Annotated in this window: 16 protein-coding genes; 8 read left to right on the top strand and 8 right to left on the bottom strand. The window is 63.6% G+C overall.

Going from position 1 to position 15,790, the window contains the following annotated elements; translation table 11 throughout:
- Positions 1–2: 2 nt before the first annotated feature.
- The 5 genes from F6B93_RS20420 to echA20 form a co-directional block, all read right to left on the bottom strand.
- Positions 3–2,024 (bottom strand): fatty acid desaturase, encoded by a 2,022-nt coding sequence (locus F6B93_RS20420; protein WP_211696701.1) that lies wholly within the window; start codon positions 2,022–2,024, stop codon positions 3–5.
- A 30-nt stretch (positions 2,025–2,054) separates the two neighbouring features.
- Positions 2,055–3,122: a (3aS,4S,5R,7aS)-5-hydroxy-7a-methyl-1-oxo-octahydro-1H-indene-4-carboxyl-CoA dehydrogenase gene (ipdC, locus tag F6B93_RS20415; RefSeq protein ID WP_211696700.1), complete on the bottom strand. Its 1,068-nt coding sequence runs from the start codon at positions 3,120–3,122 to the stop codon at positions 2,055–2,057.
- On the bottom strand, positions 3,119–3,862 hold the full coding sequence (ipdB, locus tag F6B93_RS20410) for a cholesterol ring-cleaving hydrolase subunit IpdB (RefSeq protein ID WP_211696699.1): 744 nt from the start codon (positions 3,860–3,862) through the stop codon (positions 3,119–3,121). Before ipdB ends, ipdC begins: the two co-directional genes overlap by 4 nt.
- Positions 3,859–4,743, bottom strand: coding sequence for a cholesterol ring-cleaving hydrolase subunit IpdA (gene ipdA, locus F6B93_RS20405; RefSeq protein WP_211696698.1), 885 nt, complete (start codon positions 4,741–4,743; stop codon positions 3,859–3,861). The genes ipdB and ipdA overlap by 4 nt, the downstream gene beginning before the upstream one ends.
- Before the next feature lie 70 nt (positions 4,744–4,813).
- Complete coding sequence (gene echA20, locus F6B93_RS20400) at positions 4,814–5,557, bottom strand: (7aS)-7a-methyl-1,5-dioxo-2,3,5,6,7,7a-hexahydro-1H-indene-carboxyl-CoA hydrolase (protein ID WP_211696697.1); 744 nt, start codon at positions 5,555–5,557, stop codon at positions 4,814–4,816.
- A gap of 55 nt (positions 5,558–5,612) precedes the next feature.
- Here echA20 and F6B93_RS20395 point away from each other — a divergent pair, with 55 nt between their 5' ends.
- The gene (locus F6B93_RS20395; protein ID WP_211696696.1) at positions 5,613–6,392 is read left to right on the top strand and encodes an SDR family oxidoreductase; all 780 of its coding nucleotides are present in this window, start codon (positions 5,613–5,615) and stop codon (positions 6,390–6,392) included.
- Positions 6,393–6,411: 19 nt separating this feature from the next.
- Positions 6,412–7,323 (top strand): SDR family oxidoreductase, encoded by a 912-nt coding sequence (locus tag F6B93_RS20390; RefSeq protein WP_211696695.1) that lies wholly within the window; start codon positions 6,412–6,414, stop codon positions 7,321–7,323.
- A 29-nt stretch (positions 7,324–7,352) separates the two neighbouring features.
- Here F6B93_RS20390 and F6B93_RS20385 read toward each other — a convergent pair whose 3' ends face one another.
- The 3 genes from F6B93_RS20385 to F6B93_RS20375 are packed head-to-tail and all read right to left on the bottom strand — an operon-like array spanning position 7,353 to position 9,409.
- The gene (locus tag F6B93_RS20385; protein WP_211696694.1) at positions 7,353–7,808 is read right to left on the bottom strand and encodes a nitroreductase family deazaflavin-dependent oxidoreductase; all 456 of its coding nucleotides are present in this window, start codon (positions 7,806–7,808) and stop codon (positions 7,353–7,355) included.
- Positions 7,809–7,818: 10 nt separating this feature from the next.
- Positions 7,819–8,229 (bottom strand): DUF8021 domain-containing protein, encoded by a 411-nt coding sequence (locus F6B93_RS20380; RefSeq protein ID WP_211696693.1) that lies wholly within the window; start codon positions 8,227–8,229, stop codon positions 7,819–7,821.
- 7 nt (positions 8,230–8,236) lie between these two features.
- Positions 8,237–9,409, bottom strand: coding sequence for a steroid 3-ketoacyl-CoA thiolase (locus F6B93_RS20375; protein ID WP_211696692.1), 1,173 nt, complete (start codon positions 9,407–9,409; stop codon positions 8,237–8,239).
- 209 nt (positions 9,410–9,618) lie between these two features.
- Here F6B93_RS20375 and F6B93_RS20370 point away from each other — a divergent pair, with 209 nt between their 5' ends.
- Genes F6B93_RS20370 through F6B93_RS20345 form a run of 6 tightly spaced genes read left to right on the top strand, consistent with a single transcriptional unit; the run spans position 9,619 to position 15,615 of the window.
- On the top strand, positions 9,619–10,872 hold the full coding sequence (locus F6B93_RS20370) for a cytochrome P450 (protein ID WP_211696691.1): 1,254 nt from the start codon (positions 9,619–9,621) through the stop codon (positions 10,870–10,872).
- Between the two features lie 19 nt (positions 10,873–10,891).
- Entirely contained in the window at positions 10,892–11,935 is a 1,044-nt protein-coding gene (locus F6B93_RS20365; RefSeq protein WP_211696690.1) for an acyl-CoA dehydrogenase family protein, read from the top strand.
- The gene (fadE29, locus tag F6B93_RS20360; protein WP_211696689.1) at positions 11,926–13,089 is read left to right on the top strand and encodes an acyl-CoA dehydrogenase FadE29; all 1,164 of its coding nucleotides are present in this window, start codon (positions 11,926–11,928) and stop codon (positions 13,087–13,089) included. Before F6B93_RS20365 ends, fadE29 begins: the two co-directional genes overlap by 10 nt.
- Positions 13,086–14,045, top strand: coding sequence for a bifunctional MaoC family dehydratase N-terminal/OB-fold nucleic acid binding domain-containing protein (locus F6B93_RS20355; protein ID WP_211696688.1), 960 nt, complete (start codon positions 13,086–13,088; stop codon positions 14,043–14,045). The genes fadE29 and F6B93_RS20355 overlap by 4 nt, the downstream gene beginning before the upstream one ends.
- Positions 14,042–14,443: a MaoC family dehydratase gene (locus F6B93_RS20350; RefSeq protein ID WP_211696687.1), complete on the top strand. Its 402-nt coding sequence runs from the start codon at positions 14,042–14,044 to the stop codon at positions 14,441–14,443. Before F6B93_RS20355 ends, F6B93_RS20350 begins: the two co-directional genes overlap by 4 nt.
- Entirely contained in the window at positions 14,443–15,615 is a 1,173-nt protein-coding gene (locus tag F6B93_RS20345; protein WP_211696686.1) for a lipid-transfer protein, read from the top strand. Before F6B93_RS20350 ends, F6B93_RS20345 begins: the two co-directional genes overlap by 1 nt.
- Positions 15,616–15,790: the final 175 nt, after the last annotated feature.

Raw genomic sequence — 15,790 nt, 5'->3', positions numbered from 1 at the left:
GCTCAAGCGTCGTAATCGACAGCGACGAATGGCGTCGTTGGATGCGACTGACAGGTAAGGATGTAGCCGGCGTCGAGCTCCGCGCGTCCCAGAGCGAAGTTGTGATCCATCGTCGCATCGCCCTCCACGAGTTTGGCCCGGCACGTGCCGCACGCGCCGCCCATGCAGGCGTAGGGAACATCGCTGCGTCGCTGCAGCGCGCCTTCCAGGATCGAGTCGCCTGGTGTCAGATCGAACGTATCCTGCTGCCCGGACAACGTGAAGGTCACAGTCGCAGCCTCATACCCGTCCGCGGGTGCCGACGGTGTGTCATACCCGTAGAAGAGCTCCAGGCGAATGCGCTCCGCGTCCACCCGGTGCTCGATCAAGGTGTCTCGCACTGTGGTGGTCATCTCCAGCGGACCGCAGATGAACCACTGGTCCACACTGTCGGGCTGCAGGCTGCTGGACAGCCATCCGTTGAGTTTTTCCTCGTCAATGCGGCCCCGCAGCTCCGGAGTGTGCAGGGGTTCGTTCGACAGCACATGTACGACTTCGAGCCGATCGGCGTAGCGCGACTCCAGACGGTCGAGCTCCGCCCGAAACATCGTTGACTCCTTGGTGCGATTGCCATAGATCAGCGTGAACCGGCTTTCGGTCTCGATCCCCAGCGTGGTGGCCAGGATGGACAGCACCGGCGTGATTCCGCTCCCGGCGACGACGCCCACATAGTGCTTCTGGTTCAAGGGATCCAACGGGGTCCCGAATCGGCCCGTCGGAGTCATCAATTCGAGAACATCGCCGGCCTGGAGGCCATTCGCCACAAACGTGGAGAACGCTCCGCCCGGAATGTGTTTGACAGCGATTCGCAACTGAGCCCGGGTGGCCGGGGCGCAGATCGAGTAGTTGCGGCGGACGCCCTGGCCGCCCAGATCGGTGCGCACCGTCACGTGTTGGCCCGGCTCGAACCGGAACGCGTCCCGCAAATCTTCGGGTACCGCGAAAGTCACCAAAGTGCTGTCGGCGGTGATCGGATCGACCGAGGCAACCGGGATGCGATGCAGTACCGCGTGCGGCGAACTCGAACGGGCCGGCATCCGCACCGGTAGCAGCTTGGAGAGTCTGCCGTTAAGCCGCTTCCATTCCCGGAACTCGTCCGGATTCAGTTGCTGGCCAAAGACTGTGGAGATCGCCGCGTCGCGCTCCAGGTAGGCCTCCTCGTTGCGCCGCCACGTCCGGAGGTACCGGTAGAAGGGCACCGAGGGATGCAGGTGGTGCACCAGGTGGTAGTTCTGCGATAGCAACACCGGCGTGAACAACCACTCCGCGCCGACGCGATTGCGGGTCGCGCGATATCGATTGCTGCGTTGGGTGTCCTCCAAACCGTGATGCGGGAGCCAATCGAACCACCAAGCCAGCACGGCGAGTCCGATGCGTTGCGGGATCAGAAAGACAACGGCAAGTGTCCAGAGGTTTCCGGTGACGATCGCGATGGTCAGGCCTGTCAGGCTCAGGGTCAGCATCACGAGCGTTTCGGCGACCTCGGCAACCGGCCGGCTGCGGGCACGCGGGAGGTAGTACCTGAGGTAGAAGTACTCGACCATCGACCAGCGCAGCGGCAGCACCCACAGCGAGCCGTGGGAGGCGAATGTGTCCGGATCTTCATCGTCGTCGTTGGAGTGCCGGTGATGCTGGATGTGGATGTATCCGAACGCCGGGAACGCGACCACGGGACCGACGAAAAGAAACGCGAGGCGTCCGAGCAGGCCGTTCACCCATCGAGTGGCGCTGATCGAGTAGTGCGATGCGTCGTGTACCACCGTGAACATCACAAAAGTCACCGCGGCGTTGACCGGGATCGTGGCCCAGATCGGGACCCACCCGTTGATGTAGCCGACTGTCGACACGACGAAGGCGGTCAACGCGGCGAGGAAGATCCCGACCGTTGGGAGCGCGAGCTTGGGCACCGATTCGCCGGGATCCGGCAACGCATGGTGTGCGGCAGATTCGGGCGCCGAAGAACCTATGGCTTCGATGGTCGACATAGCTGGACAAGCCTACTCGACACGCGTCAACTACTCCACCAGTGAAGCGGCCGCCCGCAAGTGAGCTACGGCGTCGTCGACGATCGACTCAATCAATTCAGCGCACGACGGCAGGTCGCCGAGGATCCCCGCCACCTGGCCGGAGGCTAGTACTCCGGCGTCGAGGTTGCCTTCAACCAACCCGGCCTTGAGCAGCATGGGCGTGTTGGCCGCCATCACCACTTGCGACCATGTCAAGTCCTTGCCGTGACGCATCGCCAATCCATCACGGATCATCGATCGCCACGTCATCCTCGACATCTGCTTGAACTTTCCGGCATTTCGGATCGCGGCCGTGAAACCCCTTGCTCGTGAGCCGCTTTCCAGCCTATCGACCAGCCCGGTGCGTAACACCCGGTGGGGCATGCCGTCGACTCGGGTGGTAACCACGGTGCCGTCCAGCGCCGCCTCCAAATAGCGCCGTTTGACCGCATCAGGAACAGTGGAATCCGAGGTAAGCAGAAACCGGGTGCCCATCGCTACCCCGGCAGCGCCGTAGGACAACGCCGCGGCCAGCCCGCGGCCGTCGAAGAAGCCGCCCGCGGCTACCACCGGGATTCCGCTGCCCGCCACGGCGTCGAGCACCGACGGCAGCAGCAGCGTGGTCGCGACCGGTCCGGTGTGCCCCCCGCCTTCGCCGCCTTGGACGATCATGGTGTCCGCACCCCAGGCCGCCACCTTGCGCGCGTGTTTGGCAGCACCGATCGACGGGATGACCACCGCCCCGGCCTCTTTGAGGCGGACGATGAGTTCCTGTTTCGGTGCCAGCGCGAACGACGCCACTTTGACGCCCTCGCGAATCATCAGCTCAACGCGGTCTGCGGCGTCGGCGGCATCGGCGCGGATGTTCACCCCGAATGGCCGATCGGTGGTGGCCTTGACTTTGCCGATGGCGGTCGCGAGCTCGTCGATGGTCATAGTGGCTGAGGCTAAAATGCCCAGCCCGCCGGCGTTTGCAGTGGCCGACACCAGCCGGGCACCGGCGACCCAGCCCATCCCGGTTTGCACCACTGGATGCTCGACGCCGACCAGTTCGGTCAGCGGCGTGCGTAGTTTCATGACCGAATCTCCCTGTCGCGCAGTGCTCTCGGATCGATGACATCGCGAACAAGGCGTAGTTCTTCAGCGGTCGGGAGCCGGGTCTCTTCCGCCTCATCGAGACCATGAACGGTGAACGAGGTGGCCTCACGGACATCATCGGGTGACACGCCGGGGTGCAGTGTGCGGGCTCGCATGGTGTGGTCCGGGCCGTCGAAGTCGAACACGCCGAGGTTGGACACCACCCGGTAGACGTTGACGAAGCGGAACGCCGGATTGTCCGGATCAACCTTGTCGTAACCGATTCCGGCGACGACGTCGACCTTCTCACAGAACACTCGCGTGGAGTGGTTGCCGACCCAGTAGCTGGTCGCGTGGTTGATCGTGTTGCCGGGCGAGCCCCGAACGCCGAACATCTGCCGGGTCGGATGTTGCAGCGGTCCGAAGGACGAGATGTTCTGATTACCGTAGCGGTCAACCTGATTGGCGCCCATCACGACATGCCGCCGTCCCCAGGCCAAGGTCTCGAACACGCGGCCAAACGGCATCCAGCCCTCAACGGCTCCGGTGGCACCGAGCGACGGGGTGTCCGCCAGCAGCTGAGCTTCACCGTCGGTCAGCAGGATGTCCGGGGAGAAGGTCAGGCGGGCGAGCCGCGCCCCGACGGAAACCATCGTGGTCATCGGGCTGATCATGATCTCGCCTGCGTCCCGGAACAATTCGGCGCACGCAACCGCACATACCTCGGCTCGGGTGCTCACGATGAGTTCTCCTCTCCGAACGCGCGCACGGCCGCTTGATAATCGTCCTCGGTCCCAGACAAGTAGGTCTGTACGAACTTCTGCCAGCCGTCTGTCGTCGATGCTGCTTCGGCATAGTGGCGTTGGAATTTCTCGTCACGCCCGTAGTCCGGTGCAGCGGTGGTGAAGTGGGAACCACGAGGTGCCTCCACGACCGCGTCGACCATCATGCGGTTCACCAAAAGCGATTGCGGCGGCACCGTTTCGACCAGCTCTTGAGTCGAGACGATCCGTTCCACCGACAGGAACCGCTTCTCGGCAGCCATCAGGAACAGGTCGTCGAAGTACGGGTCGATCCCGGTATATGCGGCGTTGCCGTGGCAATCACCTAGATTGAGATGGGCAAACGCGGCGTCCAGGCGCAGCGCCGGCATGGCGGTCAGAGTCTCATGTCGGCCGTCGGGGGCCGGGTAGGGGCTGGTGACGGTGCGCAGCTCTCCTTCCCAGAAATCGGGCACCGAACTACCCATCCCGGCGCGGATGGGTAGAAACGGTAGCCGCTGGGCGGCGGCCTGCAGCCCACAGCGGAGCATGCCCTCGTCCATTTCCCGGGCCTCGATCGTGCCGCTGGTGCGGGCTTTGGCGAACCACGGGTCGTAGAAGGGCGGGGAGTCCAGCGAGACGAATCCGTAGTAGACACGGCGTACCTTGCCGGCCGAGCACAGCAGGCCCAGGTCGGGCCCGCCATAGGTCACCACGGTCAAGTCGGTGACGTCCGAACGGAGCATGGCGCGCACGAATGCCATCGGCTTGCGCCGTGATCCCCAGCCGGCGATACCGATCGTCATGCCGCTGCGCAACTGCGCAACGGCCTCGTCGAGGGTGGTTCGTTTGTCCCGCACTATGCGCCGCTCTCCCCCGCACGCGGGCGGTACCCCCACCTCATCGCTACTCTTCTCATCGTCGCCGGCCTCACGACTTCTCCACGAACGCGTCGCGGTGCTCGTCTGCCACTCCGGCCAGGTTGAGCTCGAAGGTAAAGCCTTGCTCCATGCGATAACTCGAGTTCACCCGCTGCACGTCAATGAGGTTGAGCGCCTCCTTGGCAGCGCGGATGACCCGGGTGTCTTTCGCGGCGATATCACGTGCGACTCGCAAAGCCGCCTCGTCGAGTTCCGCGCGGGCCACCACCTCGTGCACCGAGCCGAAGTGATGCAGGGTTGCTGCGTCCACTGTCGCGGCAGTGAAGAACAGCCGCCGCATCATGTGTTGGGGCACGAGCCGCGACAGATGCGTGGCCGCGCCGAGGGCGCCTCGTTCGACTTCCGGGAGCCCGAAGGTGGCGTCGTCGGAGGCCACGATGACGTCGGAGTTGCCAACCAGGCCGATGCCGCCACCCACGCAGAAGCCGTTGACCGCCGCAATCACCGGGACCGCACACTCGTAGACGGCGCGGAAGGCGGCGAAGCAGCCGCGGTTGGCGTCGATCAGGGCGGTGAACCCCTGCGTGCGCTGCATCTCCTTGATGTCTACCCCGGCGTTGAAACCGCGGCCTTCGGCGCGAAGGATCACCGCTCGGGTGTCGGGATTGGCACCCGCGGCCGTGATGGCGTCGGCGAGTTCGAACCACCCCTGGGACGGGATGGCGTTGACGGGCGGGTAGTCCACGGTGACCGCGACGATGCCTGGTTCGGCCGTGGTGGAGGTGATCGGCATGGGACTTCCTGTGGGGTCGCTACCTAAGCAAGCACTTGCTTGGTACACTAACACAGTGACCCGCCCCCACTCAGCCGACGCCATCAATGTGGGATTGGCCGGACGGGTGGTTCTGGTGACCGGCGGTGTGCGAGGCGTTGGCGCGGGAATCAGCTCCGTGTTCGCCGAGCAGGGCGCGACGGTGATTACCTGTGCGCGGCGAGCCGTCGAAACCCTGCCGTATGAGTTCCACTGCTGCGATATTCGCGACGAAGATTCGGTGGCTCGACTCATGAGTGCGATCGGCGAAGAACACGGCCGCCTGGATGTGCTTGTGAACAACGCCGGCGGATCTCCCTACGCGTTGGCGGCTGAAGCGACCCCCAATTTCCACCGGAAGATCGTTGAACTCAATTTGCTTGCACCACTGCTCGTTTCACAGCACGCCAATGCGCTCATGCAAGAACAGCCCAACGGCGGCTCGATCGTCAACGTGTGCAGTGTCAGCGGTCGCCGACCCTCCCCGGGTACCGCCGCCTATGGCGCCGCTAAGGCGGGTTTTGAAAACCTCACTGCCACGCTAGCCATGGAGTGGGCTCCTAAGATTCGGGTCAATGCGCTGGTCGTCGGCATGGTGGAAACCGAACAGTCAGAACTGTTCTACGGCGATGCCGAGTCGGTCGCCCGAGTGGCCAGCACGGTGCCGCTGGGCCGGCTGGCTCGTCCTGCCGACATCGGCTGGGCCGCGGCATTTTTGGCCTCTGACTTAGCTTCGTACATCAGCGGGGCGACGCTGGAGCTGCACGGTGGCGGCGAGTCTCCGCCGTATCTGGCGGCCTCGAGTGCCAACAAGTGACAAGTAAGGAGCAATAAGTATGGGCTTGCTCGATGGCCGGGTAGTCATCGTCACCGGAGCGGGCGGCGGTATCGGTCGCGCGCACGCGCTCGCGTTCGCTTCCGAGGGCGCGCGCGTGGTGGTCAACGACATCGGCGTGGGGCTGGACGGTTCGCCCGCGGGAGGCGGCAGCGCGGCGCAGAGCGTCGTCGACGAGATCACCACGGCCGGTGGCGAAGCCGTCGCAAACGGGTCCAATGTCGCGGACTGGGATCAGGCAGCCGGTCTGATTCAGTCGGCGGTCGAGGCCTTCGGCGGTCTGGATGTCCTGGTTAACAACGCCGGCATCGTGCGGGACCGGATGATGGCCAACACCAGCGAAGAGGAATTCGATGCCGTCATCGCCGTGCACCTCAAGGGCCACTTCGCCATGATGCGGCACGCTGGGTCGTATTGGCGCGGGTTGTCAAAAGCGGGCAAAGCCGTTGATGCACGGATCATTAACACCAGTTCGGGCGCTGGCTTGCAGGGCAGCGTCGGGCAGGGGAACTACAGTGCCGCCAAGGCCGGCGTCGCGGCGATGACGCTCGTCGGCGCCGCGGAAATGGGTCGCTACGGCGTCACCGTCAATGCCATCGCTCCGTCAGCTCGCACGCGGATGACCGAGACCGTATTCGCCGACATGATGGCAAAGCCGGATGCGGGATTCGACGCGATGGCGCCGGAAAATGTTTCGCCGCTGGTGGTTTGGCTCGGTAGCACGCAATCCCGTGACGTGACCGGCAGGGTTTTCGAGGTCGAGGGCGGCATTGTCCGCGTTGCCGAGGGCTGGGCGCACGGCCCTCAGGCTGATAAGGGCGCCAAGTGGGACCCAGCTGAGCTGGGCCAAGTCGTCAGCGGTCTGCTGTCCAAGTCGCGGCCGCCGATGCCCGTCTACGGCGCGGGCTCCTAAGGCTGCGCGCCTAGGGTTGCGGGTCGAGGCTACGGATCGCAGACGACTATCGGAATTCGTCGATCGGTCCACGACTGGTAGTCCTCGTAAGACGGATACATATCCACCAACTGTGCCCAGTACTTAGCCCGTTCTTGGTCGGTGGCGTCTCGCGCCGTGCGATCGAGAACTTCTTTCTTGATCTGCACCTGCACCTTTGGGTTGGCTTTGAGGTTGAGGTACCACATCGGGTTCTTTTCCGAACCGCCCCGTGAGGCGGCCACGATCACCCGGTCTCCGTCGCGCAGAAAATACAACGGGCTCACCCGCGGCTCGCCGGTCTTGCGGCCCGTCGTGGTGAGCAACGCAACGGGGATCTTCTGGAAGGTGCCACCAAGGCCCTGTCCGCCATTGCGGCGATAGAGCCAGGTGTTCAGGCGCGACATCCACTTGATGAAGAAATCGGTGAAGCGCGAGTTCAAGAACCGCGGTGGTGACTTCGGCATACTGCTGATCCTAGGTTCTCGACGTACGCGCGGATTGGTGATGGATGAACGGCCGGAAGCGCACCCGGATGTGATGAATCTGAGCTTGCCCGCTGGCGCTCTCAGCGGGAATCACGAACGTCTCGTTGACCCGCGTGGCGATCCGCCGGCCAGCGAACGTTGCCTTGGTGAGCACGTCGTATGCCGCGTGCACTTCGTCACCGGCGATCCGGTACTGCGGAGCTGTCGTGGCGGCGATGACCCGGTACTGGCGGCCGCGATTGAGACCGCGCCGCAGGTGACTACCGGAAAACCCGTTCTTGATGCCTTGCTCTATGCGGGTACATCCGGCCGCAAAGGGAACGGCGGATGCGTCATGGCTGACCAGCGCATCGATGTAGGCCTGCGCCGCCGCGATCCGCTTCTCCTCGGATACCACCATTGGTCGACTAGATGCGCTCGATGATCGTGCCGGTAGACAGAGCCCCGCCCGCACACATCGTGATCAGCGCTGTGCTCTGATCCGCGCGTTCGAGCTCATGCAAAGCGGTAGTGAAGAGCCGGCTGCCCGTGCAACCCACCGGGTGGCCCAACGCAATCGCGCCGCCGTTGACGTTGACCCGCGCCATGTCAGGCTCGTGCACCCGCGCCCAGGACAGCACCACCGATGCGAACGCCTCATTGATCTCGACGATGTCGATGTCACCTATCTTCATACCGGCCTTCTCCAACACCTTCGCCGTCGACTGCACCGGTCCGTCCAGGTGGTAGTACGGCTCGGCGCCGATCAGCGCCTGACTGACGATCCGGGCTCGCGGCCGTAGACCCATGGCCTTGGCTTTGTCTTCATCCATCAACAACAACGCCGCCGCACCGTCGGAAATCTGCGACGACGTGCCCGCCGTGTGGATCCCGCCCTCGAGCACCGGCTTGAGTTCGCTCAGCCCCTCCATAGTGGTGTCGCGCAGCCCTTGGTCCCGCGAGACCATATGGCGGTCCTGAGTGGGCTGCTTCTGCTCATCGAGCACCGGCGCCTCGATCGGTGAAATCTCGCGGTCGAACCGGCCCTCCTCCCAAGCCCGCTTCGCGCGCAGCTGCGACTCGAATCCGAAGGCGTCGATATCCTCGCGGGTGATTCCGCGGCGTTTGGCGATCCGCTCGGCGGCTTCGAACTGGTTCGGCATGTCGATGTCCCACGACTCCGCGCGCCAACTGCGTTCCGGACCCGCATTGGCGCCCAGCCCGACCCGGCTCATCGCTTCGATACCGCACGCGATGCCGACATCAATAGCACCGGCGGCGATCAGACCAGCGATCAGGTGGTTGGCTTGCTGCCCGCTGCCGCACTGGCAATCGACCGTGGTAGCGCCGATGTGTTCGGGCAGACCGGCGGTCAGCCACGCGGTCCGGCTGATGTTGTTGGATTGCTCGCCGAACTGAGTCACGCATCCGCCGATGACCTGTTCGACGTCGCTGACTTGAAAGTCGGACGCGGAACCGGCCTTGTCGACCAGCGCTTTTTGCACCGCGCCGAGTAGCTCGGTCGCATGCAGCCCCGAGAGCCATCCATTGCGTTTGCCGATCGGGCTGCGAGTGGCTTCAACGATTACCGGGTTACCCATGTGGCCAGGCTAGAACACGTTTCATTACTATGACAAGCAAGGATGCCTCAGCGCCTTTTATCTGCGGTGAAGGCATGTTTTACTGGCAACAGGGTCTCACTAGGAGAACTAGTGTTCGGAACCGCAAGTCAGTGCTAGTCAGTGCTAGTCAGTGCTAGTCAGTGCTAGTCAGTGCTAGTCAAAGAGGACGAGCAGTAAGGAGAAGCAGCGTGCCCAGTCCGAATCTTCCGCCCGGGTTCGATTTCACCGACCCCGAGATCTACGCCCAGCGATTGCCGATCGATGAGTTTGCCGAGGTGCGGGCCACCGAGCCGATCTGGTGGAATGCACAGGCTCCCGGCAAGGGCGGGGGCTTCCACGACGGCGGGTTCTGGGCGATCACCAAGCACAAGGACGTCAAAGAGATTTCCCGGCGTAGCGACATCTTCTCCAGCTGGCAGGACGGGGTGATACCGCGGTTCCACAACGACATCGCACGCGAGGACATCGAAGTGCAGCGCTTCGTCATGCTCAACATGGACGCGCCGCACCATACCCGGCTCCGCAAGATCATCTCTCGGGGTTTCACGCCGCGGGCCATCGGACGGTTGCGGGGCGAACTCGAAGAGCGCGCCCAGAACATTGCCAAAACCGCGGCGGCCGCCGGTTCCGGAGACTTCGTCGAGCAGGTGTCGTGTGAACTGCCGCTGCAGGCGATCGCCGGCTTGATCGGCGTCCCGCAGGAAGACCGCGGCAAGCTGTTCGACTGGTCGAACGAGATGACCGGTACCGAAGACCCCGAGTTCGCTCATATCGACCCGAAGGCCTCCTCCGCGGAGTTGATGGCCTATGCGATGCGGATGGCCGAGATCAAGGCCAAGAATCCAGGCGATGACATCGTGACAGCGCTGATCGAAGCCGATATCGAGGGCGAAAAGCTCTCCGACGACGAGTTCAGCTTCTTCGTGGTGATGCTTGCCGTGGCTGGCAACGAGACCAGTCGCAACTCCATAACGCAGGGGATGATGGCGTTCGCCGACAACCCTGACCAATGGGAGCTGTTCAAGAAAGAGCGCCCCGAGACGGCTGCCGACGAGATTGTCCGCTGGGCTACCCCGGTCACCGCGTTCCAGCGCACCGCACTCGAGGACTACGAGTTGTCCGGCGTGCAGATCAAGAAGGGCCAGCGGGTCGTGATGTTCTATCGGTCGGCAAACTTTGACGAAGAGGTTTTCGAGGATCCGTTCACGTTCAACATCTTGCGGAGCCCCAATCCGCACGTGGGCTTCGGCGGCACCGGTGCGCACTACTGCATCGGCGCCAACCTAGCCAAGATGACCATCGACCTGATCTTCAACGCCGTGGCGGACCACATGCCCGACCTCAAGCCGATATCGGCACCTGAGCGGTTGAAGTCCGGCTGGCTCAACGGCATCAAGCACTGGCAGGTCGACTACACCGGCAAGTGTCCGGTAGCTCACTGACGGATCGATCTCACCAACGATGGATTTCGATCTCACTGAAACCCAACAGGCTGTCGCCGATGTCGTCGCGTCGGTACTCGATCGGGAAGACAGCTCGGCGACGACGCCGACGGCTGATTCGGCCTGGGCTGCGTTGGTCGACGGAGGCGTGACGGCACTGCCAGTGCCGGAGCGCCTCGGTGGCGACGGCGTGGGTCTGTGCGAGGTTGGAACCCTGTTAACCGAGGTGGGCCGCCGCGGCGTGGTCACGCCAGCGCTGGCGACCCTGGGCCTTGGCGTGGTTCCGCTGCTCGAGCTGGCATCCGACGAGCAGCAGGATCGGTTCCTGAGCGGGGTAACCAAGGGTGGGGTGCTGACCGCGGCGCTCAACGAGCCTGGCACTGCGCTACCCGACCGGCCGGCCACGACGTTGGCGAATGGGCGGTTGTCGGGCACCAAAGTCGGCGTCGCGTACGCCGAGCAGGCGGATTGGATGATCGTGACCGCTGATAGTGCGGTCGTGGTGGTATCCCCGACGGCCGACGGTGTACAGCTGGTACGTACGCCGACGTCGGATGGTTCCGCAGAGCACGCGGTGACATTCAGGGAAGTAGTGGTTACCGACTCTGATGTCCTAGCGGGAGCGACAGCGCGTCGAGTCAACCAGTTGGCGTTGGCCGCGATCGGGGCGCTTGCCGACGGCCTGGTAGCCGGGGCGTTACGGCTCACCGCTGACTATGTGGCAAACCGGAAGCAATTCGGGAAGCCATTGTCGACGTTCCAGACGGTGGCAGCGCAGCTCGCGGAGGTCTATATCGCCTCGCGCACGATCGACTTGGCGGCCAAATCGGTGTTGTGGCGCCTAGCGGAGGGCCGAGATGCCGATGACGATCTGGACGTTCTCGCCTACTGGCTGACATCACAAGCGCCGCCGGCCATGCAGATCTGCCATCATCTGCACGGTGGTATGGGTATGGATATCACCTATCCGATGCACCGGTATTACTCCACGATCAAAGACCTGATCCGGTTAGTGGGCGGGCCAGCTTATCGTCTCGACCTGGTGGGGGCGCAATGTTCATAGACTTGACTGCCGAGCAGCGGCAGCTGCAAGCCGAGATACGGCAATACTTTTCGAATTTGATCTCTTCTGACGAGACGAAGGAGATGGCGAAGGACCGCCACGGTCCCGCGTACCGCGCGGTCATCCGGCGGATGGGCCAGGACGGCAAGCTGGGCGTTGGGTGGCCAACGGAGTTCGGTGGTCTGGGTTTCGGTCCCATCGAGCAGCAGATCTTCGTCAACGAAGCGCATCGGGCGGATGTGCCATTGCCCGCGGTGACCCTGCAGACGGTGGGTCCGACGCTGCAGGTGTACGGCAGCGAGATGCAGAAAAAGAAGTTCCTGCCGGCGATCTTGGCCGGCGAGGTGCACTTCGCCATCGGCTACACCGAGCCGGAAGCCGGCACCGATCTGGCCTCGCTGCGCACCACGGCGGTCCGCGACGGTGACCACTACATCGTCAATGGCCAGAAAGTGTTCACGACCGGTGCGCACGACGCCGACTACATTTGGTTGGCATGCCGCACCGACCCGGAAGCCGCCAAGCACAAAGGTATTTCGATTCTGATCGTTGACACCAAAGACCCCGGGTACTCGTGGACTCCGATGATTCTGTCCGACGGAGCCCACCACACCAACGCCACGTACTACAACGACGTTCGAGTGCCGGCCGACATGCTGGTCGGCGAAGAAAACGCGGGCTGGCGGCTGATCACCACCCAGCTCAACAACGAGCGGGTGATGCTTGGACCGGCGGGCCGATTCGCCGGTATCTACGACCGGGTACACGAGTGGGCATCCAAGCCGGGTGGTGACGGCGTCACGCCGATCGATCACAGCGATGTCAAACGTGCTCTGGGAGAGATTCATTCGATCTGGCGGATCAACGAACTGCTCAATTGGCAGGTTGCCGCTTCGGGTGAGGACATCAACGTGGCCGATGCGGCGGCGACGAAAGTCTTTGGTACGGAGCGTGTCCAGCATGCGGGTCGACTTGCCGAGGAGATCGTTGGAAAATACGGTAATCCCGCCGAGCCGGATACTGCCGAGCTGCTCACCTGGCTGGACTCGCAGACCAAGCGCAATCTGGTGATCACCTTCGGCGGAGGCGTCAACGAAGTCATGCGCGAGATGATCGCCGCCTCTGGCCTCAAGGTGCCGCGGGTGCCACGATGAGCGACATTCACGACACCATCGCACAGATCAAGGCGAAAGGTCGCAGCAAGCCACGGCCGGCGCGCGATCCGGTAAACCAGCCGATGATCAACAACTGGGTCGAGGCTATCGGGGACGACAACCCGATCTACAGCGATGAGGCCGCGGCCCGCGCCGTAGGCCACCCGGGAATCGTGGCTCCGCCGGCGATGATCCAAGTGTGGACAATGATGGGTCTGGCCGGAGTTCGCGCGGACGACGATCCGCTGCCGCCGATCGTCAAGCTGTTCGACGACGCCGGCTACATCGGAGTGGTGGCGACCAATTGTGAGCAGACCTACCACCGCTATCTGCAGCCGGGCGAGGAGGTCAGCATCAGCGCCGAGCTTGGTGAGGTGATCGGACCCAAGCAAACTGCCCTCGGCGAAGGCTGGTTCATCAACCAGCACATCGTGTGGCAGGTTGGCGATGAAGACGTCGCCGAGATGCACTGGCGCATTCTCAAATTCAAGCCTGCTGAGTCGAGCGCTTTGCCGACGGACGGCTCGGTGCCCGCAGATCTCGATCCTGACCTACTGATGCGTCCCTCGCGATCGCGTGACACCGCGTTCTTCTGGGAGGGAGTCAGCGCCCACGAGCTGCGGATCCAGCAGCGCGGCGACGGCAGCCTGCAGCATCCGCCAGTGCCGGCGGTGTGGCAAAGCAAGGACGCGCCGACACAATACGTGGTGTCAAGCGGCAAGGGTGCAGTGTTCAGCTTCGTAGTACACCATGCGCCGAAGGTTCCCGGCCGCACACTGCCATTCGTCATCGCGTTGGTCGAGCTGGAGGAAGGTGTTCGCATGATGGGCGAGTTGCGCAACGTGGACCCCGCCAAGGTGGAGATCGGAATGCCCGTCCGCGCAATGTATATCGACTTCCCAGCCGGGGATAGCGGACCAGAGTGGACGCTCTACGCCTGGGAGCCGGACGCATGAGCGCACCGACCCTCGAGGTGGGAACGACGCTGCCGGAGCTCAAGCTCCACGGTGATCCCACGTTCATCATCTCAACAGCATTGGCTACCAGGGATTTTCAGGATGTGCACCACGACCGAGACAAGGCCCAGGCCAAGGGGTCCAAGGACATCTTCGTCAACATCCTGACTGACACCGGTTTGGTCCAGCGCTACGTCACCGACTGGGCAGGGCCGTCGGCTATGGTCAAGTCGATCGGACTCCGGCTTGGGGTCCCGTGGTATGCGTATGACACGGTGACGTTCTCCGGTGAGGTGTCCGCCGTGGAGGATCGGCTGATCACCGTGAAAGTCGTGGGCCGCAATAGTCTTGGTGACCACGTCGTCGCGACCGTCAAGCTGACGATTGGGGAAGCCTAGTGCTGTCCGGTAAGGCCGCCATCGCCGGAATCGGCGCCACCGACTTCTCCAAGGACTCAGGTCGAAGCGAGTTGCGATTGGCGGCCGAGGCAGTGCGTGACGCTCTCGACGACGCCGGTCTCACCCCGGCAGATGTCGACGGGCTCACAACCTTCACCATGGACACCAACTCCGAGGTTGCTGTTGCGCGCGCGGCGGGTATCGGCGAGTTGAAGTTCTTCTCCAAGATCCACTACGGCGGCGGAGCAGCCTGCGCCACCGTCCATCAGGCGGCCATGGCCGTCGCGACCGGAGTCGCCGACGTTGTGGTGGCGTACCGGGCCTTTAACGAACGCTCCGGCATGCGGTTCGGTCAGGTGATGACCCGGTTGGTGGGAAACGCTGGCGCTCCGGCCGATTCGACGGCTGCCGACAACTCGTTCTCGTATCCGCACGGACTGTCGACCCCGGCCGCGCAGGTCGCGATGATCGCCAAGCGGTACATGCACCTGTCGGGCGCGACCAGCCGGGACTTCGGGGCGATTTCCGTGGCCGACCGCAAGCATGCTGCGAACAACCCGCACGCGTACTTCTACCAGAAGCCGATAACGATTGAAGAACACCAGAATTCGCGATGGATTGCCGAACCGCTGCGACTGCTGGACTGCTGCCAGGAGACCGACGGCGCGGTCGCGATCGTGGTGACGTCCGTGGAACGCGCGCAAGACCTGAAGCACCGGCCAGCGGTCGTCGTTGCGGCGTCCCAGGGCTCTAGCCCGGACCAGTACACGATGGTGAGCTATTACCGCCCTGAGCTCGACGGGCTGCCCGAGATGGGCCTGGTGGGACGGCAGCTGTGGGAGCAGTCCGGGCTGACGCCAGCCGACATCCAGACCGCGATTCTCTACGACCACTTCACACCGTTCACCCTGATTCAGCTGGAGGAGTTGGGATTCTGCGGCAAAGGCGAAGCCAAGGACTTTATCGCTGACGGAGCGATCGAGTTAGGCGGGCGATTGCCCATCAACACCCACGGTGGTCAGCTCGGTGAGGCCTATATCCACGGGATGAACGGCATCGCGGAGGGTGTTCGGCAGTTGCGGGGCACCTCGGTGAACCCGGTGGCCGATGTCGAGCATGTGCTCGTCACCGCCGGGACTGGGGTGCCGACGTCGGGCCTCATCTTGGGCTAGGGCCGGCCCGGCCGCGAGCGTGATACTGCAGTCACACTCGGCTTCCAATGCCCCTGTAGCGTCGCGCTGAAGTGACGAGTTCGGTTCGCCGTGGAACGCTGCCGCTGTGGCGCAACCATTTATTGGCAGTGAGGCGGTGAGCGCGGGGATTTCCTCGCACAACCAGCTGCGTTGT

The organism is Mycobacterium spongiae (assembly GCF_018278905.1).
GTDB lineage: Bacteria > Actinomycetota > Actinomycetes > Mycobacteriales > Mycobacteriaceae > Mycobacterium > Mycobacterium spongiae.
Note: the sequence above shows the minus strand (reverse complement) of the source record. Positions and strands in the feature narration are given on the sequence as shown.